A 19,672-nucleotide genomic window follows, 5' to 3' on the forward strand; every position below is an offset into this window, starting at 1 on the left:
CGCGCCGACTCCCGTGAACTCCTCCATGGCGGCGGGCCCCGCGCACCGGTACGGTGGTGTCACCGGGCCGTCTCGGGGGCTCGCCGCGCCCGTGCTACGGTCGGCCGGCGCCATCGCGCAGAACATTCCGAGAGAGGGGCGACCCATCTCCACGTCCACGCTCACGCTCCGTGGCGTCCTCTGCCACCCTGGATCCCGCGTCGCCGGGAGCGCCCTCGGCATCCTCCTGCTGGTGCGCACCACCGACCTCGGCGGCGCCGCGCGCGACGTGCACGCTGCCAGCCCGGGATGGCTCGCCGCCGGCCTCGCCCTCACCGTGCTGACCTTCACCGCCGGTGTGGTGCAGTGGGGCGTGCTCCTCCGCGGCGCCGGCACCCGCATCCTCTGGCGCTCGGTCGCCTCCTGGCAGGCGCAGTCGGTGTTCGCCGGCCACGTCCTCCCCACCGCCGCCGCCGGTGACGCGGTCCGCGCCGTCAACGCCTGCCGGGCCGCGGGCAGCGGCGCCGGGATCGGATCGATCCTGGGCAGCCGGCTCGCCGGCGCTCTGAGCATGGCGGTGTGGGGGCTCGCCGGCGCGGTGACCCTGCGCGGAGTGTTCGGCGTGCCCGTCCTCGCCGCCGCGGCGGCCTATGTCGCCGGCATCGTCGTCGCCTGGCTGCTGGTGCTGACGGCGCGGCCGTCGGCTCCCGCCCGTCCCGGGAGGCGGGGCGGGCTCGCCACCCGCGGCGCCCGGGTCGTCGCCTCGCTCCGCGACGGCTGTCACGCCATCCGCCACCGCACCGGGGCGATCGTGATGTGCCTGATGATCGCGCTCCTGGGATGGGGCTGCCAGCTGCTGGCCCTGGTCGCCTTCGCGCACGCGGTGGGCGTCGTGGTCCCGCCCACGGTCTTCGCCGTCGCCCTGCCGATCTCCCTGGTCGCGACCTGGTCACCCGCCTCGGTCAACGGTGTCGGCCTTCGCGAGGGGGTGATGGCCGGGGTGCTGGTGCACGCCGGCGTCAGCGCCGCGCACGCCGGAGCGGTGTCGCTGATCATCGACCTGCAGATGCTCCCGATCGCGCTCGGTGGAGCGATCACCTGGATGGTCGCCCGGCGGCGGTGTCCACGAGTTCGGGCGGTTGCTCCGCCGCGGTGACGCCCTGGTACTGTCCGGTGATGCCCTCGACGCCGCTCCGCACCGGCGAGGCGTGGCCGGCCCTGCCGCTCGAGGAGTGGCAGGACACCTACGCAACCCTGCACATGTGGACCCAGATCGTCGGCAAGGTGAAGCTCGCCTCGACGCCGCGGCTGAACCACTGGTGGAACGTGACCCTCCAGGTGACCTCCCGCGGTCTCACCACCGGCCTGATGCACCACGGGACCCGCGGCTTCCAGATCGACCTCGACCTCCTCGACCGCACTCTCGTCGTCACCACCGCCGGCGGCGCCCGCCGCACCGTCGGGCTCGGCCCCTCGCTGTCGGTCGCCGGCTTCTTCGGCCAGGTCATGGGGGCGCTGGGCGAGCTCGACCTGCCGGTCGCCATCCACGCCAGGCCGGTCGAGGTGCCGGTGGCCATCCCGTTCGCGGAGGACGAGGTGCACCACACCTTCGACGCCGAGCAGGCGCGGCGGTTCTGGCGGGTCCTGGTTCAGGCCCAGCGGGTGCTGGAGGTGTTCCGCGCCCGGTACGTCGGCAAGGCCAGCCCGGTCCACTTCTTCTGGGGCGGGTGCGACATGGCGGTCACGCGGTTCTCCGGCCGGCCCGCCCCCCCGCATCCGGGGGGCGTCCCCAACTGCCCGGACTGGGTGATGACCGAGGCGTACTCGCACGAGGTGAGCAGCTGCGGGTTCTGGCCGGGAGGGATGGGGAGGGAGGCCGCCTTCTACGCCTACGCGTACCCCGAGCCCGACGGGTTCCGCGACCATCCGCTCGACGTGCCCGCCGCCCGCTACGACCCCGACCTCGGCGAGTTCCTCCTGCCCTACGACGAGATGCGGCGCGCCGCCGACCCCGACGCGGCCCTGCTGCGGTTCCTCCAGACCACCTACGAGGCGGCCGCGAACCTGGCCGGCTGGGACCGGGCCGCGGTGGAGCGAGCCGGCTAGCCCCCGGCCAGCCCGCGCCTGCGCGGCCGCGGGGTGATCCCACCCCTGCGCTCCCCCGCGGGGGTGTGGCGGCGGGCGGGAGGCCCGCATACGCTCGGGCGAACCGTGGACGTCATCGCCACCGCGCTCGCCCTCCCGCCCGCGCTCGGCCGCGTCGGGCCGCTGCGCCGGTCGGTCCACCCGGTCGCCGCGGTGGCCCTGGGGCCGGGCACCTCGCTGCGTGACGGGCGGCTCGAGGTCGGGGTGGCCGCCGCCGAGGCCTGTTTCGTCAGCCCCGCGCTCGCCGGGGTGCGGATCGGCACCACCAGCCCCGGCGAGAGCGCGCGGATCGTCAAGGTGCTCGACGCGGTCGAGCCGCGCACCAAGGGTCGAGGCGGCGCCGGGGTGTTCCCCGGGCTGATCGGCCGGGCGCTCCCCCAGGGCCAGGGCGACGTCCACGTGCTCCGTGGCGCCGCCGTGGTCACCGCCGGCTTCCTGCCCCGCGCCCAGGAGGCGCTGGTCGACATGTCCGGCCCGGCGGCGCCGCTCTCGCCGCTGGCGGCGCTCCACTGCGTCGTGGTCGAGTTCGAGCCCGCCGCCGGCGCCGCCTGGGAGGCGGTGGCCACCGCGCTGCGGATGGGTGCGCTGCGGCTCGCCGCCCACCTCGCCGAGGTGGGGCTCGACGCGCCTCCCGCGGCGGTCGAGGAGCTGCCGCCGACCAGCCTGCAGCGCAGCCCCGGCGACGCGCTGCCCCGGGTCGTGGTGGTCACCCGGCTGCAGTGCCAGGGCGCCTTCAAGGACGTCCTCGTCTATGGGGGCACCATGGCCGGCGCGCTGTCGGTCTGCCTCGACCCCAACGAGCTCGAGGACGGCGCGGTGGTGGGCGCGCAGTACGGTCACCCCGGGCTGAAGAACCCCACATACCTCTTCCAGAACCACCCGGTGGTGGGCGCGCTGCGGGCGCGGGACGGCATCGACCTCCGGCTGGCCGGCCTGGTGCTCAGCCCCGAGCCGGTGGAGCAGGCCCGCAAGGAGCTGGTCGCCGCTCACTGCGCCCGGCTCTGCGCCGCCCTCGGCGCCGACGCCGCGATCGTCACCAAGGAGGGCGCGGGCAACGCCGACGCCGACCTCGCCCTCACCATGGACGGCCTCGAGGAGCTGGGGATCCCCGCCGTCGGCCTCTTCGCGGAGATGGCCGGGGCGGACGGGAGCGGCCCTCCGCTGGTGGTCGCGCCCGACCGCGCCATCGCCGTGGTGAGCACCGGCAACTACGACCAGCCGCTGCGCCTGCCCGCCGTCGAGCGCGTCCTCGGCGGCCGCGGGCTGGCGGTCACGGGCGCCGCGGCGGACGCGGCGCTCGAGGTGCCCACCGCGGTGGTGTACGGATCGCTCAGCCCGCTCGGCTGGGGACGGCTGCGGGCGATGCCATGACCATCCGCGCCGTCCACTACCTCAACCAGTTCTTCGCGGGCGTCGGCGGCGAGGAGGCGGCCGGGTCGCCGCCGGCGCGCCGCGAGGGCGCGGTGGGGCCGGGGCGGCGGCTGCAGACGATGCTCGGTGACGCGGTGTGGATCGAGGCGACCGTGCACTGCGGCGACGACCGCGCCGCCTCCGACCCGGAGGCGCCGCGGGCGATCCTCGAGCTCGCCGGCGACACCGACCTGATCATCGCCGGCCCCGCCTTCACCAGTGGCCGCTACGGCATCGCCTGCGCCCGGGTGGTTGCGGCCGCGGTCGCCGCCGGCGGCCGCGCCGTCGCCTCGATGCACGGCGACAATCCGGGCGCGGGCGAGGCCGGCGCCGCCCCCGTGGTGCTGAGCCTCGAGACCGCTCGGGGGATGGAGGAGTCGCTGCGCCGTCTCGCCCACGCCGTGGGCGCGATCGCCGCCGGTGACGATCCGTCCTCCGTCGACCATGTGCTCGTGCGCGCGGTGCGGAGCAACCGCCTCGCCGACCGCTGCGCCGCCGAGCGTGCCGTGGATCTCCTCCTGGCGCGGTTGCACGGCGACCGCGCCGCCACGGAGATCGCCATGAGCGGCTTCGGGCGGGTCAGCCCGGCGGCTCCGGTCGCCGATCCCGGCACGGCGGTGATCGCGCTGCTCACCGAGGGGGCGCTGGTGCCCCACGGCAACCCCGACCGGCTCGAGTCGGCCCGTGCCCGGCGCTGGCTGCGGTACTCGCTGGCGGGGCGCGCCGGGCTCGCCGCCGGCGAGTTCGAGTCGGTGCACGGCGGGTTCTCGACGGTGCTCGCCAACGCCGACCCCCATCGCATCCTCCCCCTCGACGTCGCCCGCGAGATGGAGGCCGAGGGCCGCATCGGCCGGCTCCACGACGACTACCTGGTGACCGCGGGCAACGGCACCCACGTCGCCACCGCCACCGGGTTCGGGGTGGAGTGGGCCGCGGAGCTGCGCCGTGCCAGCGTGCAGGCCGCGATCCTCACCGCGACGTGAGGGACCGGGACGCGTTGCGGGTCAACGCTCGCCAAGGAGCTGGAGCGCGCCGGCATCCCGACCGCCGTGCTCTGCAACCTCGTCCCGATCGCGCTGAGCGTGGGCGCGCCACGGATCGTGCCCACCCGCGGCATCCAGTTCCCGTCCGGGGATCCGTCTCTCTCCGCGGCCGAGGAACGGGCCTGGCGCCGCCGTCTCCTGGAGACCGCGCTGCGGGCGGTGGCCACGGCGGTGAGCGGCCCGACGGTGTTCGACCCCGCGGAGGTCACCGGCGTGGCGGCCGCCGGATGAGGGCGTGGTGACCACCGGCGCGGCCGTCTCCGCCGCCTGCCAGCTGCTGGTGCACGCCCCCGGCATGGCCTGCCACGGCAGCAAGCCGGCCCGCGAGCTGCCCGGCGACCCGGAGGTGGCCGCCGCCTTCCGCGCGGCGCTGCGGTCGTTTCCCGAGGCGGTGGCGTACGCGCCCCACCAGGCCTTCATCGGCAACCTCCATCCCCGCGACCTGCCGCCGCGACCGTGGGTGGGGCACCCGCTCGAGGGCGCGCGACCCGACGGTCCGGACGGCGGGGTGCTGGACGAGCTCGACCTGCTCGGCGCCATGGCGGCGGTGGACGAGTTCAACCTGGTGATGCTCGACCCCGTGGTCGCCTCCCGCGCCGCCGAGCGGCTGGCCCACCGGCCGGCGACCGCCGGCCTGGTGCTCGCCGAGGGCTGCGCCGGCGACGTCGAGGCCGCCGCCGCCGTCCCCGGGGCCATCCCCCTGCGGCTCGGCTCCACCGAGGAGATCGGCGGCGTGCTCCGCGCCGCCCACGACAGCGACGAGGCGCTGAGCGCGCCGGTGCTGCTCGAGAACCTGGTCAACAAGGCGACGGCGACGCTCGCGCTCCTCGACCTGCTGCATCGCACCGGCATCGACCCGGGGTCCATCGACTACGTGATCTCCTGCTCGGAGGAGGCGGTGGGCGACCGCTACCAGCGCGGCGGCGGCAACATGGGCAAGGCCGTCGCCGGTGCGGCCGGCCTCCAGCAGGCGTCGGGCGTCGACGTCAAGAACTTCTGCGCCGGCCCGCTCTCGGCGCTGGTCATCGCCGGCAGCCTGGTGTCGGCGGGGGTGTTCCGCCGGGTCGCCGTGGTCGGCGGCGGCTCGCTCCCCAAGCTCGGCATGAAGTTCCAGGGCCACCTGCGCCACGGGCTCCCGGTGCTCGAGGACGTCCTCGGCGCCTGCGCGCTGCTGGTCGAGGCGGATGCCGCCGGCCTGCCGCGGCTGCGCCTCGACGCGGTGGGACGCCACCGGGTCGGCGCCGGCGCCTCCGGGCCGCAGATCATGGAGGCGCTCGCGTTCGAGCCCCTCGACCGGGTCGGGCTGCGCTCGATGGACGTCGACGACTACGCCACCGAGCTCCACGATCCCGACGTCACCGAGCCGCAGGGCTCGGGCAACGTCGCCGACCGCAACTACCGCACCCTCGCCGCGCTCGCGGTGCGCCGCGGCGAGATCGGGCGCGACGGCATCGACGCCTTCGTCACCGGGCGCGGCATGCCCGGCTTCGCGCCCACCCAGGGACACATCGCCTCGGCGCTCTGCTACCTGCCCCACGCGCTCCGGCGCCTGGGTCCGGAGGGATCGGCCGAACGGGTCATGCTGCTGGCCAAGGGCAGCCTCTTCCTTGGCAGGATGTCGCAGCTGTCGGACGGGATGAGCGTGCTGCTCACCCGCGGTGGCTGACAGGAGGGATGCATGTTCGAAGGCAGACAGGTCGTGGTCCTCGGTGAGCGCGACGGCGTCGCCGGGCCCGCCATCATGGCCTGCGTCGAGGCGGCCGGCGGCTCGGTCGTCTTCGCCGCCAGCGAGTGCTTCGTCTGAACCGCGTCGGGAGCCATGGACCTGCACAACCAGGCGACCATCAAGGAGCTGGCCGAGAAGCACGGCCGTGACTCGCTGATGGTCATCCTGGGCTCGCCCGACCCGGAGTCGGCAGGCCTCTCGGCCGCCACCGTGGTCACCGGCGATCCCACCTACGCAGGTCCGCTCTCGGAGGTCCAGTTGGGCCTCGACGTGTATCACATCCTCGAGGACGAGGTGCGCAGCGCTGTTCCCGCCCAGGTCTGGGAGGAGCAGATCGGCGTCATGGCCGAGGTGCTCGACGGCCCCGGGCTCACCGAGATGGTGAGCGGGATCCGCGGGTCGCGAACCGGCGCCTGAGCGCCTCCCGCCGCAGCGCCGCCCGGCGGCGCTGCGGCGCGGCCGTCAGTGCCGGCCGCCGGCGCGTGCGAGCAGGAGGGCGCCGGCGGTCGCCGGGATCAGGGTCAGGCAGCCGCCCGCGACCAGCGCCGCGGCGTCGGCCGGGGCGAGCAGGTGGCTGGAGAGCCCGAGGGTCGCGGCGGCCGCCGGCATCCCCAGCTGCGCCGAGGCGGCCAGCCCGGTGGCGATGCGGTCGCGACCGGCGGCGGCGAGGGCGCCGAGGACGTGGGTGACCACCGCGGCCAGCGCCAGGGCGGCGGCGAGGGCGAGCCGCGACGGCGAGGTGAGCAGCGCCCGGAGGTCGAGCTCGGCTCCCAGGAGCACGAAGAACATCGGCACGAAGAAGCCGTTGCCCAGGCCGGCGAGCTGGAGGCTGAGCCGGTCCGGCTCGCGAAGCCGGACCAGGACCATCCCGGCCACGAATCCCGCGACCAGGAGGCTCGCCCCGGTGCGCTCGGCGATCGCCGAGAGCCCGAGCAGGAGCACCATCGACAGGCGCAGCTGCAGCGCCCAGTTGCGGGTCCGCGATTGCTCGAAGAGCCGGTGGGAGATGTCGCCGCGGAGGCGGGGGAGGAGCGCCATGAGGGCGGCGCCGGCGACGACGATGGCGGCGTCGCCGGCGAGCGCCTCGCCGAGTCCCGCCGATCCCGAGAGGGTCAGGGGCATGAGCACCACGGTGACCGAGTCGGCGATCGCCACCCAGGCGATGAGGACGGCGACCGCGTCGCCCCCGATCCCGCGCTCCTCGATGATCGGGAATGCCACCGCCGCCGAGCTGCCGGCGATGAGGACGGCGAGGAGCGTGGCGTGACCGAGGCCGACGCCGCGGTCGACGAGGAGGCCCGCCGGCACCGCGGTGGCGGCGACCACCGCGAAGGCGGCGAGGCCGCGGACGAACCCGCGGCGGATCGCCGGCGAGCCGATGTCGACGTGGGCCCCGGCGTTGAGCATCAGCATCGCGAAGCCGAGGGCGCGGAAGACCGGCAGCGGCGCCGCGCCGGGGTCGACGAGGCGCAGGCCGGTGTGCCCGAGGAATGCGCCGGCGGCGAGCTCGCCGACCACGACGGGGATGAGCCCGCTCCGGCCCGCGGCGAGCAGGGGGCCGGCCAGCCCGGCGATGACGAGGATGGCGAGCTGGACGAACATGGGTCGGGATCATGGCGCCCCCACCATTCGCGATGCACGTGTGGATCGTGCCCGCGGCGCGCCGGCCGGCCCGCCATGGCTGCGGCGGTGCGGTGCCGCCGCCGACAATGGGCGCTGTCATGGGAGACGAGACCGCGGAGGGCCTCGACCCGATCCAGCGCCGGGTGGGCGCGGCGATCGCGTCGGCGCGTGCGTCGGCCCGGCTGAGCCAGGAGCGGCTGGCGGCGGAGGCGGGACTCGGACAGCCGGTGATCTCCCGCATCGAGTCGGGGCGTCGCCGGGTCGGCGTCGACGAGCTGCTGCGGATCGCCACCGCGCTCGGGATCGACGCCGGCGAGCTGCTCGCCACCGGGGGGGCCGCCGACGGTGACGAGACCGTGCTCGAGCAGCTGCGCGACCCCGCGGTGGCGGTGCCGCTGGGCTGGGTGCCCGGCTTCCTCGACGACCTCGAGCGGCTGGAGCGGCTGGGCTCCGGAACATGACCGACCGGCGGCCGATCCGCGAGGGTGTGGAGCGGGCCGCCGCGCTGCGCATCGAGCAGCGCCTGGGTGCGGCTCCGATCCGCGACGTCTTCGCGGTGATCGAGGACCTGCGTCCGGATGCGATGGTGATCCGCCGCCCCATGACCGGCGGCCCCGGCGGAGCCCTGGTCGGGATCCGCGACCGCTGGCTGGTGATCGTCAACACCCACGAGCGCGTCCTGCGTGAGCAGCGCGACATGGCCGCGCACCTGCTCGGCCATCTGCTGCTCGACCCCGGGTCGCGGCGCCTCCACGTCGAGGTCGACATGCTCGACGGCAGCACCCCCGCGAGGGTGCGGGCGAGCGCGTTCGCGACCAACTGGCTGGTCCCGGTCTCGGCGATCGCCGGATGCGCCGCCGCCTGGGGGCTGGAGAGCTGGGGCGCCGAGCACCTCACCGCGGTGTCGATGGAGTACGGGATCAGCGTCCGGGCGCTGGTCTGGCAGCTGCTCACCACCTCGACCCTCGGGGAGGCCGACCGCCGCCGGGTGGTGGGCGCCGGCGAGGCGTCGCCGGAGGACACCCTCCGCCTCGCCAGCAGGATGGGGATGTCGGAGTACGTACGCAGCGGCCTCGCCGCCCGGGGGGCGGTGGCCTGGCCGCGGCGGTACGTCGCGCTGGTGGCCCGGGCGTACGACCGCGGTGACCTGGCGCGCGCCGAGGTCGAGAGGCTGCTCGAGGACGACGCGCTGGTGCGCCAGGTCACCGACCTCAGGGGTCGGGACCGGGACGCCGCCGGCTCCTGAACCGCTGGGGCCCGGCCACCGCGCTGCTGCGTGCGGATGACCGGGCCCGTGCGTGTGTGAGATCCCCGCCAGCGTAGGCGGCACCGCGCCTCCAGGTCACCGGACGCCGCGCCCGAGCCGGCGCGGCCACGCCCGTCCACGCGATCGCATCGGAGCGGGCCCGTGGCGTTGCGATCTCATGCGGCGAGCGCATCGTCGTGGCGCCCTGCCAACCGTGTCCGGTACGCATCCGCCGGTGATATTCGGATATCGCATGACCCACCGCCGCATCGTGCGCACGCTCATTCACCTGCGGGCGCCGGCGCGGGGCGGCCGGGTTGGGCGAACTGCAACGGGGATCGCCGGGGCTGGTGGGTCTGTGGGACATCGGCGCCGCCGGGTTCACCGCTCTGTCCGGTGACACCGTGCCGGCGGCGCCATACCTTCAGCGCATGTGCCACGCACGAGCAGTGCAGCCCTCTCGCGTGGTTCCACGTCTCGGCTTCCTCGTCGGGTGGCGGCGGAATTCGGGGATCCGCAAGGAGGGAAATGTGATCTCAGCCTAGACCAGGCACTCGGTTGCACGTCACTCGACAACACCGGTCACATGACATGTGCCTGCACATGCGCGAGGTAGTACGTCCCATGGTTGCAACACGATTCAGACGGGCACGGAGAGCGCGGCGCGTGCTCCCCCTGCTGTTGGTTCCGGCGCTGCTCGGAGCCGTCGCCCTCGGTGGGACCCGCATCTCGTCGAGCAAGCCCGTCTCCGCGGCGGGTGAGCTCCCGATGGTCCCGCCGATCTTCCACCTCAACGACGGGCCGACGTGGTTCGACACCGGCGTGGACGTCTCCGGCACCCACTCCCTGGCGGTGGCGACGCCGGGCACCACGGTGAAGTTCATCGTGGGACCGCCCGACACCCTCAGCGACCACGATCCCGACAGCGTGATCTGGCCGACCGGCGCACCCGGCATGCCCTTCCACAATGACGGCGGCTTCATCGGGGAGAAGTCGGTCACGCTGACCACCCCCGGTCTGTATGCGTTCCAATGCACCATTCATCCCTACATGCTCGGCGCGGTGCTGATCGTCGACCCCGCCGCGGCGGCCGGCGGCACCCTGGTGCCCGACTTCGGGAAGATGCTGAGCGTCCGCGGCGTCGACAAGCCGCTGCCCTCGGCGTCCGACTACATCTACCGGCTGGTCCGGGTGTTCTTCGTCATCACCAACTCCGAGAACTGGAGGCGGTACTACCCGGACAAGGCGGGGTCGTGGATGCCGCGATACGCGCCGTCCCCGATCATCGTCCACGACGCCAGCGGGACGCCGAACCTGATTCCCAACCTCGAGACCTTCTTCCATCAGTACTTCCATGAGCCGGTCGCGATTCCCGCGATCACCGATGCGCAGCACCCCAAGGTCCCGGGGGTGGGCGAGGTCATGCAGTCCACCCAGATGGAGGAGCTCAACGAGAAGGCCTATCCGGGCACGGTCTCCTTCATCGACACCAACAGCTGGAAGGTGGTCCGGAAGTTCGGGCTCCCGAGCATCAACAACGGTGGTGGCCTCGACAACCCCCACAACCAGTGGGTGAGCCGGGACGAGAACACCGTCTACTCGGACGAGTGGTTCTCCAACAAGACCACCGCGTTCGACCGCTTCACCGGCCAGTTCCTCCGCCAGACGGTGGTGGGACTCTCGCCGGCCCACGTGGTCACCCGCAGCGCCACCGACGAGCTGATCGTCGGCATCAACGGCGGCAACAGCCTCGCCGAGGTCGCGCCCGGCGACAACGGCGTCATGAAGAACTTCTCGGCGGTCCTCCCCGGAGAGGGCATCGCCCATCCGCACGCCCACTGGCTGAGCCCCGACGGCAACACCGCGGTCGCCCCGAATGCCAACTTCGACAGCGCTTCGCTGTTCAACCTCAACGCCAACGATCCCAACCTGTCGATCACCAAGCGGACCTTCGTGGGCAGCATCCCGATCGCCACGGCGATGAGCTCGACCGCCGACCGCGCCTACTCCGCCGGCCTGATGAGCAACAACATCGTCTGCATCTCGATGGCCGGCCCCGCCTGCCACGACGGCGGCAGGCTGGTCGACAGCAAGAACATCTCGCTCACCAAGGGCTACGACTACGTCAGCGGGCTGATGAGTGGCACCTCGGGCATCCCGATCGAGCTCCCCCCGCTCAGCGCGGACTCCGGCAGCAGCGCGATGGGTCCCGGCTTCCTGCCGATCCAGAACGCGGTCAGCCCGGACAACCGGGTGATGCTGGTCGCCAACGCCGTCTCCGGCACCATCAGCGTCATCGACATCGCCAGGGACGAGGTCGTCAAGGTCCTGCCCTGCGATCCCGGATGCCACGGCGTCAACTGGGGCGCGAAGAAGGGTGGCGGCTACTACGGCTACGTCACCAGCAAGTTCGCGAACATCACCTCGGTCGTCGACTCCGACCCGGCCGGTGACGGCGACATCTCCAAGGTCGCGGTGGTCGGCAGGTTCCTGACCGACACCGACTCCGGCACCAAGACCGACGTCAGCCCCAAGAAGCTGCAGGGCCTCCGCGGCCAGTACACCACCGACGGGATGGGTGGCCAGGGCGTCCTCGGCCTTCCGATCGCCTACAACGGCTGGGTCCAGAGGCTCCCCGACGGGCTGAAGGCCGGCCTCACCTGCCAGCAGCGGGATCCGATGAATCCCCGGGCCTGCGGCTGACGACGACGATCACCTGACCCTCGGGTGCCCGTCCCAGGTGGGGCGGGCACCTCTCGGGGTCACGCCCGATGATCGCACGTCCGGAGCGAGTCGACGAGCCTCACCAGACAGCCGGCGAGCGCCGGCGCGCCGGCGCCGCCGTCGCCGCGTGAACTCCGATCGAGCTCGGCGTCGAGCTCGGCGAGGAGCCGGTGGGCGCGCTGCACCCGCGCCTCGGGCCCGTCGATGACCAGGCGGGGGACGGTCGCGCTGCGCTCGCCCTCGGGCGGCAGGCTCCGCGCCAGCGCGGTGGTGACGGCCGTCGCGCCGTCGAGCAGCCGGGCGGCGGCGGGGACGCGCTCCCGCCGGAGGGCGTCGGCGAGGCGTCCGAGCAGCTCGTCCAGGTCCTCGCAGAGGGTGCGCTGGTGGCGGCGCACGATCTGCAGCTCCAGCTCGTCGTGGGACAGCTCGCGCCAGTGGCGCTGGGCGCCGATCAGCCGCTGCAGGCGCCCGGCGCCGCCGTCACGCTCCGCGGCGGGAGCATCGGCGTGTCCGCGCCGCAGCTCATGGGTGGCGACGGCCGAGCGGGCTGACGCTCCGCACCTCGAAGCCCAGCCGGCGCAGGGCCGCCCGGGCCTGGGTCGTGTTGAAGTCGAGGACGTCGATGCCGGTCGCCCGGGCGAAGACCTCCTTGACCGGGTACAGCGTCCTCTCGATCTCGACGGCGTGCTGCCGGACCATCCCGAAGTCGCCGTCGCGCACCGCGCGGAGCACGTCCGCCCTGCGGAGGCGCAGCCGCACACCGCGAACCACCAGCTCCACGGCGTCCACCTTGGCCTCGGGCATCCGGCACTCCTGGGGTGGTCGGCGCTACACCAACCATAACAACAACCATACTCCTACCAGAGCAGGCGAGATCGGCGGGAGGTGACACCCGGGCAGGGGGATCCGCCTCGGCTGAGCGGGCACCTTAACCGGCTTGGCGGCGGATATACTCATAATCACAATAATCCTACAAGCGCTCGGCACGCGACACGCTGCCCGCCCTGGGCATCCCGGAGAGCTGCAGGGCAGAGGTGACCCCGACGTTGAAGAAGCGCGTTCTGATCCCGGCAGCCGAGCTGGTGCTCGCCCCGTTGATCTTCAGCTGGATGGTGATCGTGGGCCTGACCAAGGGCATCATCACGATCACGCCGGACATCGGCCGCTATCGCAAGATGCGCGACATGTGACCTGCGGCCTGACTCGTGCAGGTCACGAGTCCGACCGATCGCGGGCTTGTCGGGTACACTGATCTCATCACCCACTCGGGTGATGTTCGCTCGTGGTCGTCCCCCTTCTCGACCTGGACACGCGCGGCACCCCTTCCAGGTTCGGGAAATGGAGATACCGATGCAGACAGGCAACGTCAAGCGCATCGTCTTCGAGCGCGGCTTCGGTTTCATCACCGGTGACGATGGCCACGAGTACTTCTTCCATCGCAGCGGTCTGGACAGCTCGATCGACTTCGACCGGCTCGCCGGCGGCGAGCAGGTGAGCTTCGACCTGGAGCAGAGCGACAAGGGCCCCCGCGCCCGCGCGGTGCGGATGGCCTAGGCACTCGCCTCGCCGCGGGTGCGCTGGTCGCATCCGCGGTGGCGACGTGCGAGGCGGTGGAACCGAGAACGAGGATCACCACGGCCCGAGCACAGGGCTGAGGAGAGGCCAGTGAACGTCCGGCATTATCACGTCACCGAGCGGCTCGGGCAGACCGAGCGCGTGGTCGTCGCCACCTTCTCGTCGGCATTCCAGGCGGGACGCGACATGGCGCTCCGCGAGCGCGCGTCGCACGCCGTCGTGCCGGAGCGGCGCGACGAGCCGATGGTCGAGTTCGGCCCCGGGGAGGACGCCCGGCGGGAGCCGCAGCAGCGAGCGGTCATCAGCTACGAGGCGTGCTGCTGCACCGTCGACACGGGGATCGCACCCGCCTGATCCGGGCCCGGCGCCCCGCGGCCGGTGCCGATGTGCGCGCAGGTCTCCCTGTCGAGACCCGCGCCCCGCCCCGGGCCCACGGTGACCCGCAGGGCCTGGTAGGGCCCATGTCCGGTCCCGGGGGTGGATTTCCGGCGCCGATCGGCGTATGGTCGTGCCCGCCCGGGGGGCACAGGAAGGGAGGATCCAGTGGACGAGCACCGTGTGTGTGGCGAGCCCCCGAGAGGGCGGTGGGGAGTTCGGTCCGCGAGGCGGGCGGCGGTGGCCGCGGCGCTGGGCGCCGGCGGCCTCGCCGTGTCCGCGCTCGGCGGCGCCGGCGCCGGTCTGCGCGCGCAGGCTGCGGAGGTCATCCCCAACGATGTCTGGGTGGACAACGCCGGGGGCCATCTCGGACCCTTCCACGACGACGACAGGCGGCTGAGCTGCGCCCCCATCACCGTGACCGGGGCGCGCTTCGCGCACACCGCCGGCAGCTTCGAGATCGTGCTGGTGAGGCCCAGCGCCGGCCGGGACCACCCCGTCCTCGAGGCCGGCTGGCAGTTCGACCGCAGCCAGGGCGGCCACCAGCTCCTCCGCACCCTCAGCGGCGCCGAGCTGGTGTCGAAGGCGCGCGCGCTGGGCGCGACCGAGAGGTCCGGCGGGTTCCACTTCGAGTTCCGCTTCCTCCAGCAGCCCCACCAGCACAAGCCGTTCTGGGTATCGGCGGACTGCCCGGTCAGGGCGGCCGAGATCGCCCCCCGGCCGGCGGCGGCGGCACCGGCGCCGGTGGCCCCGATGCCCTCGACGCCGGTCGCGAAGGCGGCCGCGGTGACCCCGCCGAAGACCGGCGCGGACGTGCGCTGGGGCGGCGCCGCGCTGCTGGTCCTCGCGGGTGCCGGCCTCCTGGGCGGGGCGCGGCGGCTGCGGTGGCGGTGGTGGGTCAGCCGGGGCTGATCCCGATCGCCTCGTAGGAGGTCGCCTCGGTCACCCCGCCGGAGGCGCAGTCCGACGGGTGCGCGGGGTCGATCTCGCCGCTGATGCCGAACCTGTCGCCGGTGAACTCGCCCTGGGTGACCGTGCCGCTGCCGAGCAGGTGCCAGCCGGTGCTGCCGAACGAGAACATGCCCGCGGAGGTCCGGCCGTTGTCCCAGCGCACGGTGAAGTGGGCGGTGCCCTGCCCGGCGGCGCAGCTGAGCGAGCCCGTGCCCGCGCCGGTCAGCGTGCCCGACAGGATGGCGCCGTCGGCGAGCCGGCAGGGGCCGAGGTTCTGGGCCAGGGTGAAGCCGCCGTCCTGCGGGCTCGCGGTCACCCCCGGGGTGAACGCCACCCGTCCGAATCCGTAGCAGCCCTCAGGGCCCTGGCCCGCGGCGTGGGCCGCTCCCGGCAGCGCCACCCCCAGTCCGGTGCAGGCGACCACCACGGTCGCGGCCGCGGTGACAGCGGGCATCCGTCGCATCAGCTCATCCCTCCTTGGCGCCGGTGGCGCACGGGTCCTGTCTGGTGCCGCCGCACGGTGGCGACGGTGACCACGGTGTGGGCGAGGTCGCGGGCGCCCCGCTGGGCGCGCACCTCGAAGCCCGACGACGCCACCTCGGCGCGAAGCTCGCCGCGGGTCGGCCAGGAGCCGGCGCCGAGCAGGCGGGTGCCCGCCCCGCTCATCAGCCGGCTCATCGCCGGCGTGCGCGGGTTGATCATGGCGATCACCAGCAGGCCGCCGGGGCGGAGCACCCGGTGGAACTCGGCGAGCGCGGCGCGGCGATCGGGCAGGAAGTGGAAGGCCTGGGTGGTCACCACCGCGTCGAGGGCGCCGTCGCGCAGCGGCAGGCGGAGCGCGTCGCCCTGCACCCAGGCGCCGCGGACGCGTGCGGCGGCGCGCCGCAGCATCCCCATCGACAGGTCGCAGCCCACCACCCGCGGACCCCGGGCATCCGCACCGATCCGCGCGGCGAGGATGCCGGTGCCGCAGCCGACGTCGAGCACCCGGCGCGACCCCTCGGCCCGCAGCTCGGCGACGACCGCGTCGTGGGCGGCGCGGTACACCACCCGCTGCAGCGCCCCGGTGTCGTACAGGTGCGCGGCGCGGTCGAAGAAGCGCCGGACCCGCGGCGAGCCGGCGGTCACGGCGCGCCGCCGGGGGCGTCGGGGCGCGTCCGCCCGGAGAGGATCGCCTCGGCGAGGCGGATCACCACCGGCGCCTGCTCGGGGAGGTGCTCGATGCGGTCGAGGCGGGCGGCCTCGCGCACCAGCTCGGCGATACCGCCGACCAGCATCGTCAGCTCGGTGCCGTCGGCCTCGGGGATGGCGGGGTCCTGGCTGCGCGCGATCGCGTTGAGGGTGCGCATCTGCGCGACCGACCACTCCAGCGCCTGGGCGCGCAGCTCCAGCGCGCGGCCGCCCACGGTGGTCACCGCCGCCTCCGCGGCGCGCACCAGCCGAGGCTCGGCGGCGAGGGTGTCGAAGTAGGTCTGCAGGCTGACCCGCAGCCGGGTCCGCCAGTCCCGCCCGGGGACGGCGGCGAGCTCGGCGGCGATCCGGCCGGCGACGAAGCGCTGTCCCAGCCGGCCGGCGGCGAGGATGCAGTCCTCCTTGTCGGCGAAGTGCTCGTAGAAGGTGCGCCGGGAGACCCGGGCGCGCTCGACGATGTCGCCGACGGTCATCGCGGCGCAGCCCGTGGTGCCCATCAGCTGGCCGGCCGCGGCGATGAGTCGCCCCCGATGCGAGGCAAGGACGGCCTCCCTGGCGGTGCGGTGGCGCTCCAGGAAGGGAGAGCCGGTACCTTCCTGTACCAAAGTGGTATCGGAGTGTACCCAGGGGCGCGGGCGGGGTCAACCGTAACCACGACCGGTACTCCCAGGTGGCGATCCATCCACCCCCTGAGGAGCTCTCCATGGACGCATCCACCCCGCGCGCCGGCACCCGCGGCGCGCTCGCGCGCACCACCGCCCTCGGTGTCACCGCCGCGGCCACCCTCGGCCTCGCCGCCTGCGGCGGCTCGTCGGGCTACGGCTCCGCCGCCGGCTCGTCCGCGTCCTCGACGTCCGGGCAGGCCCCGGCGGCCGCCGGGGCCGCCAACCCCGCGATCACCGTCGCGGCCGCCAGCGTACCCGGGGTGGGGACGGTGCTGGTCAACGGCAGCGGCCGCACCCTCTACCTGCTCACCTCCGAGAAGAGCGGCACCCTGACCTGCACCGACGACAACGGCTGCACCAAGGTCTGGCCCGACACCGAGCTGCCCTCCGGCACCATCGCCCCGATCGCGGGCAGTGGCATCCAGGCGTCGATGCTGAGCACCGTCAAGGGGCCGAGCGGCGCGCTGTACATCACCTACGCGGGCTGGCCGCTGTACACGTTCTCGGGCGACTCCGGACCCGGGCAGGCGCACGGCCAGGGCATCGTGAGCTTCGGCGGCACCTGGCAGACGCTGAGCCCCGCGGGCACCCCGGTCACCGGTACCTCGTCGAGCAGCTCGAGCACCGGCGGCTCCGGCTACTGAACGGGGGAGGCCCACCGGCTCCGGAGCCGGGCGGTCAGCCCGCCTCGCGCTCGGCGGCGGCGAGCTCCCGGACCCGGCGGGAGCGCTCCTCCTCGGCCGACGCCTCGGCGAGCCCGGCGGGGCGCAGGCGCACCCGCACGTTCTTGTGGTGCGGGGTGCCGGCGATGGGGTCGCGGTCGTCGCCGGCGGTGAGCACGTTGATGCGCGGTCCGTCGACGATCCGGCCGCCGCGGCCGTCGGGGTACGCCTGCCCGTAGCCGTGGGGGAGGGTGACCACGCCCGGACGCAGGCTGGGATCGGCCTCGATGCGCGCCAGCAGCCGCCCGGTCGGCGTCGCCACCTCCATCCAACCGCCGGCCTCGCCACCGAGCCGCTCGATGTCGGCGGGATGGATGCGCAGCGCGCCGTCGGGGTCGCTCCTCCGCCACGCCGGGGTGCGGAAGATCTGGTTGGCGTTGTGCATGCGTCGCTGCCCGGCGACCAGGGTGAACGGGTGCTCGGGGTCGTCGCCCTCGGCCGCGGGTTCGAGGGCGGCGAGCCACTCGAGGAGCGGGGCGACGGCGAGGTGCACCCGTCGGTCGGGGTGGCGCAGCATCGACCACACGTCGTCGTGGCGGTGGACCGAGAACACGGTCCCCGAGGGCGACGAGACCACCCGGGCGAAGAGCGCCTCGCCGAGCTGCGCGCCCTCACCGACGATGCCCGCGGCGCGCACCGCCTCGGGCTCGCGCGCCGCCAGGGTGTGGCACGCCGGCCACAGCGGCGCCGCCGCTCCGGCGCCCCCGGGCAGGGTGCGGCCCAGGGTCTCGTAGAGCACCGCCGGCGCCACCGCGGCCCAGCCCGGCTCGGAGCCGAGCAGCAGGCGCACCCGCTCGGCGAACCCCGCACGGTCGGTGGCGGCGAGGCCGCGCAGCTCGGCGAGCGTGCTCTCCGGGGGGAGCGCCCCCATGGTGCGGAGCAGGCGGGTGTAGATCTCCGGCTCGGCGAGCGTGCCCGGCAGCGGTTCGAGCACCGGCGGGCGCACGTGGATGGTGTTCGCGGGGAAGTCGAAGGTGAAGAGCGTGTACTCCCACTTCTCGTACTGCGAGGAGGCGGGCAGCACGTAGTCGGCGAGGGCCGCGGTCTCGGTCATGGCGACGTCGACGACCACCAGCAGGTCGAGCGCGTCCACCGCCCGCGCGAAGCGTGCGCTGTCGGCCGCGGTGCTGGCCGGGTTCGCGCTGTCGACCCAGAGGGCGCGGACCCGCCGGGGGTGGTCGGTGAGGATCTCCTCGGGCAGGCGGTTGGGGGGATAGAGACCGGCGATCTGCTCCTGGCCGGTCACCGCGCTCCGCTGGCCGCGCGAGTTCCCCCACAGCGGCTGGAGCACGCCGTGGAGGACGTTGGTGCCGGTGCGGCCGAAGTTGCCGGTGAGCAGGAAGAGCAGCTTCTCCAGGTAGGAGTTGAGCGTGGAGTGGCGGGACTGCTGCAGCCCCAGCTCCACCCGGACGCACATCGACGGGGCGGCGAGGATGAGGTCGACGGCGCGCTCGACGGCATCGATGGGCACCCCGGCGTGGGCGATCCATGCCTCGACGTCGACGGTGCGGAGCACCGCCGCCACCGCCTCGAAGCCCTCGGTGCGGGCGTCGAGGAACTCGCGGTCCTCGCCGCCGCGGCCGAGGATCATCGCCAGGATGGCGCCGAGCAGGAAGGCGTCGGTGCCGGGACGGAGCTGGAGGTGGAGGTCGGCCATGTCCGCCGCCTCGGTGCGGCGGGGGTCGATGACCAGCATCCGCCGCGCCGGGTCGTTGCGGATCTCCTTCAGCGCCAGGCGGGCGTTGGCAAAGCCGTGGGCCAGCCAGGGGTTGCAGCCGATCACGACCAGGAGGTCGGTGTTCTCGACGTCCTCGCCGGTGTGGCAGGTCTGGGCGCCGAAGAGGTGGCCGTTGACCCAGAAGTCCCCGGTCTTCTCCTGGGCGAGGGCGTTGTAGTAGTTCGTCGAGCCCATCGCCCGCATCAGCGACACGCCGTAGGCGCCGCCGAGGTGGTTGCCCTGACCGCCGCCGCCGTAGAAGGCGAAGGCGTCGCCGCCGTGGGCCGCGCGCAACCCGCTCAGCCGCTCGGCGAGGTCGTCGACCGCCTGCTCCCATGACACCGGCTCGAACCCGCCCGCGGCGGTCCGCCGCAGCGGGGTCTGCAGCCGGTCGGCGTGCTCGCCGTAGAAGTGGAGCCGCTGCGCCTTCTGGCACAGGTAGCCGCGCGACCGGGGATGGGCCCGGTCGCCCCGCACCCGCGCGATGCGCCCGTCCTCGACGCCCAGCTCCACCCCGCAGTTGACGTAGCAGAGGATGCAGGCGGTCTGCCGCCACTCGACACCGGTGGGTTCACTCATA

22 protein-coding genes are annotated in these 19,672 nt (G+C 74.1%); 15 read left to right on the plus strand and 7 right to left on the minus strand.

What is annotated here, in order from left to right; genetic code table 11:
- Nucleotides 1-25 precede the first annotated feature (25 nt).
- The 6 genes from VGL20_19925 to grdA all read left to right on the plus strand — a co-directional run bounded on the left by VGL20_19925 (nucleotide 26) and on the right by grdA (nucleotide 6,720).
- Nucleotides 26-1,135, plus strand: coding sequence for a lysylphosphatidylglycerol synthase transmembrane domain-containing protein (locus VGL20_19925; GenBank protein ID HEY2705957.1), 1,110 nt, complete (start codon nucleotides 26-28; stop codon nucleotides 1,133-1,135).
- A gap of 20 nt (nucleotides 1,136-1,155) precedes the next feature.
- A complete protein-coding gene (locus VGL20_19930) occupies nucleotides 1,156-2,085 on the plus strand; it encodes a DUF5996 family protein (GenBank protein ID HEY2705958.1) in 930 nt (309 codons plus the stop codon).
- Between the two features lie 105 nt (nucleotides 2,086-2,190).
- Complete coding sequence (locus VGL20_19935; GenBank protein ID HEY2705959.1) at nucleotides 2,191-3,495, plus strand: glycine/sarcosine/betaine reductase component B subunit; 1,305 nt, start codon at nucleotides 2,191-2,193, stop codon at nucleotides 3,493-3,495.
- Entirely contained in the window at nucleotides 3,492-4,808 is a 1,317-nt protein-coding gene (locus tag VGL20_19940) for a glycine/betaine/sarcosine/D-proline family reductase selenoprotein B (protein ID HEY2705960.1), read from the plus strand. The genes VGL20_19935 and VGL20_19940 overlap by 4 nt, the downstream gene beginning before the upstream one ends.
- A 7-nt stretch (nucleotides 4,809-4,815) precedes the next feature.
- Nucleotides 4,816-6,243 (plus strand): glycine/sarcosine/betaine reductase complex component C subunit beta, encoded by a 1,428-nt coding sequence (grdC, locus tag VGL20_19945; protein HEY2705961.1) that lies wholly within the window; start codon nucleotides 4,816-4,818, stop codon nucleotides 6,241-6,243.
- 12 nt (nucleotides 6,244-6,255) lie between these two features.
- Complete coding sequence (gene grdA / locus VGL20_19950) at nucleotides 6,256-6,720, plus strand: glycine/sarcosine/betaine reductase complex selenoprotein A (GenBank protein HEY2705962.1); 465 nt, start codon at nucleotides 6,256-6,258, stop codon at nucleotides 6,718-6,720.
- 45 nt (nucleotides 6,721-6,765) lie between these two features.
- Here the strand turns inward: grdA and VGL20_19955 are convergent, their stop codons facing one another.
- Nucleotides 6,766-7,905 carry a cation:proton antiporter gene (locus VGL20_19955; protein HEY2705963.1) on the minus strand — a complete coding sequence of 380 codons (1,140 nt, stop codon included), beginning with the start codon at nucleotides 7,903-7,905 and terminating at the stop codon, nucleotides 6,766-6,768.
- A gap of 119 nt (nucleotides 7,906-8,024) precedes the next feature.
- On the opposite strand from VGL20_19955, the gene VGL20_19960 reads away from it, so the two are divergent.
- The 3 genes from VGL20_19960 to VGL20_19970 all read left to right on the plus strand — a co-directional run bounded on the left by VGL20_19960 (nucleotide 8,025) and on the right by VGL20_19970 (nucleotide 11,875).
- Entirely contained in the window at nucleotides 8,025-8,387 is a 363-nt protein-coding gene (locus VGL20_19960) for a helix-turn-helix domain-containing protein (GenBank protein ID HEY2705964.1), read from the plus strand.
- Nucleotides 8,384-9,172 carry a hypothetical protein gene (locus tag VGL20_19965; GenBank protein ID HEY2705965.1) on the plus strand — a complete coding sequence of 263 codons (789 nt, stop codon included), beginning with the start codon at nucleotides 8,384-8,386 and terminating at the stop codon, nucleotides 9,170-9,172. The genes VGL20_19960 and VGL20_19965 overlap by 4 nt, the downstream gene beginning before the upstream one ends.
- 666 nt (nucleotides 9,173-9,838) lie before the next feature.
- Nucleotides 9,839-11,875, plus strand: a complete 2,037-nt coding sequence (locus VGL20_19970) for a copper oxidase (protein ID HEY2705966.1) — start codon at nucleotides 9,839-9,841, stop codon at nucleotides 11,873-11,875.
- Between the two features lie 59 nt (nucleotides 11,876-11,934).
- On the opposite strand, the gene VGL20_19975 is transcribed toward VGL20_19970, so the two are convergent.
- Nucleotides 11,935-12,291 (minus strand): hypothetical protein, encoded by a 357-nt coding sequence (locus VGL20_19975; GenBank protein HEY2705967.1) that lies wholly within the window; start codon nucleotides 12,289-12,291, stop codon nucleotides 11,935-11,937.
- On the opposite strand from VGL20_19975, the gene VGL20_19980 reads away from it, so the two are divergent.
- Nucleotides 12,280-12,447: a hypothetical protein gene (locus VGL20_19980; protein HEY2705968.1), complete on the plus strand. Its 168-nt coding sequence runs from the start codon at nucleotides 12,280-12,282 to the stop codon at nucleotides 12,445-12,447. The two genes, VGL20_19975 and VGL20_19980, sit on opposite strands and share 12 nt — an antisense overlap.
- On the opposite strand, the gene VGL20_19985 is transcribed toward VGL20_19980, so the two are convergent.
- Nucleotides 12,419-12,700, minus strand: a complete 282-nt coding sequence (locus VGL20_19985) for a hypothetical protein (GenBank protein HEY2705969.1) — start codon at nucleotides 12,698-12,700, stop codon at nucleotides 12,419-12,421. The two genes, VGL20_19980 and VGL20_19985, sit on opposite strands and share 29 nt — an antisense overlap.
- Nucleotides 12,701-12,930: 230 nt before the next feature.
- On the opposite strand from VGL20_19985, the gene VGL20_19990 reads away from it, so the two are divergent.
- From VGL20_19990 to VGL20_20005, 4 genes are all read left to right on the plus strand, one after another.
- Entirely contained in the window at nucleotides 12,931-13,086 is a 156-nt protein-coding gene (locus VGL20_19990) for a hypothetical protein (protein ID HEY2705970.1), read from the plus strand.
- A gap of 160 nt (nucleotides 13,087-13,246) precedes the next feature.
- Entirely contained in the window at nucleotides 13,247-13,450 is a 204-nt protein-coding gene (locus VGL20_19995) for a cold shock domain-containing protein (GenBank protein HEY2705971.1), read from the plus strand.
- 111 nt (nucleotides 13,451-13,561) lie between these two features.
- Nucleotides 13,562-13,825: a hypothetical protein gene (locus VGL20_20000; GenBank protein ID HEY2705972.1), complete on the plus strand. Its 264-nt coding sequence runs from the start codon at nucleotides 13,562-13,564 to the stop codon at nucleotides 13,823-13,825.
- A 261-nt stretch (nucleotides 13,826-14,086) separates the two neighbouring features.
- The gene (locus tag VGL20_20005; protein ID HEY2705973.1) at nucleotides 14,087-14,758 is read left to right on the plus strand and encodes a hypothetical protein; all 672 of its coding nucleotides are present in this window, start codon (nucleotides 14,087-14,089) and stop codon (nucleotides 14,756-14,758) included.
- On the opposite strand, the gene VGL20_20010 is transcribed toward VGL20_20005, so the two are convergent.
- The 3 genes from VGL20_20010 to VGL20_20020 are packed head-to-tail and all read right to left on the minus strand — an operon-like array spanning nucleotide 14,745 to nucleotide 16,593.
- On the minus strand, nucleotides 14,745-15,260 hold the full coding sequence (locus VGL20_20010; protein ID HEY2705974.1) for a hypothetical protein: 516 nt from the start codon (nucleotides 15,258-15,260) through the stop codon (nucleotides 14,745-14,747). The two genes, VGL20_20005 and VGL20_20010, sit on opposite strands and share 14 nt — an antisense overlap.
- Nucleotides 15,260-15,925, minus strand: a complete 666-nt coding sequence (locus VGL20_20015) for a class I SAM-dependent methyltransferase (protein ID HEY2705975.1) — start codon at nucleotides 15,923-15,925, stop codon at nucleotides 15,260-15,262. The genes VGL20_20010 and VGL20_20015 overlap by 1 nt, the downstream gene beginning before the upstream one ends.
- The gene (locus VGL20_20020; protein HEY2705976.1) at nucleotides 15,922-16,593 is read right to left on the minus strand and encodes a helix-turn-helix domain-containing protein; all 672 of its coding nucleotides are present in this window, start codon (nucleotides 16,591-16,593) and stop codon (nucleotides 15,922-15,924) included. The genes VGL20_20015 and VGL20_20020 overlap by 4 nt, the downstream gene beginning before the upstream one ends.
- A 98-nt stretch (nucleotides 16,594-16,691) precedes the next feature.
- On the opposite strand from VGL20_20020, the gene VGL20_20025 reads away from it, so the two are divergent.
- The gene (locus VGL20_20025; GenBank protein HEY2705977.1) at nucleotides 16,692-17,297 is read left to right on the plus strand and encodes a hypothetical protein; all 606 of its coding nucleotides are present in this window, start codon (nucleotides 16,692-16,694) and stop codon (nucleotides 17,295-17,297) included.
- A gap of 34 nt (nucleotides 17,298-17,331) precedes the next feature.
- Here the strand turns inward: VGL20_20025 and VGL20_20030 are convergent, their stop codons facing one another.
- Nucleotides 17,332-19,671: a molybdopterin-dependent oxidoreductase gene (locus VGL20_20030; GenBank protein HEY2705978.1), complete on the minus strand. Its 2,340-nt coding sequence runs from the start codon at nucleotides 19,669-19,671 to the stop codon at nucleotides 17,332-17,334.
- Between the last annotated feature and the right edge of the window lies 1 nt (nucleotide 19,672).

This window comes from Candidatus Dormiibacterota bacterium (assembly GCA_036495095.1).
GTDB lineage: Bacteria > Chloroflexota > Dormibacteria > Aeolococcales > Aeolococcaceae > CF-96.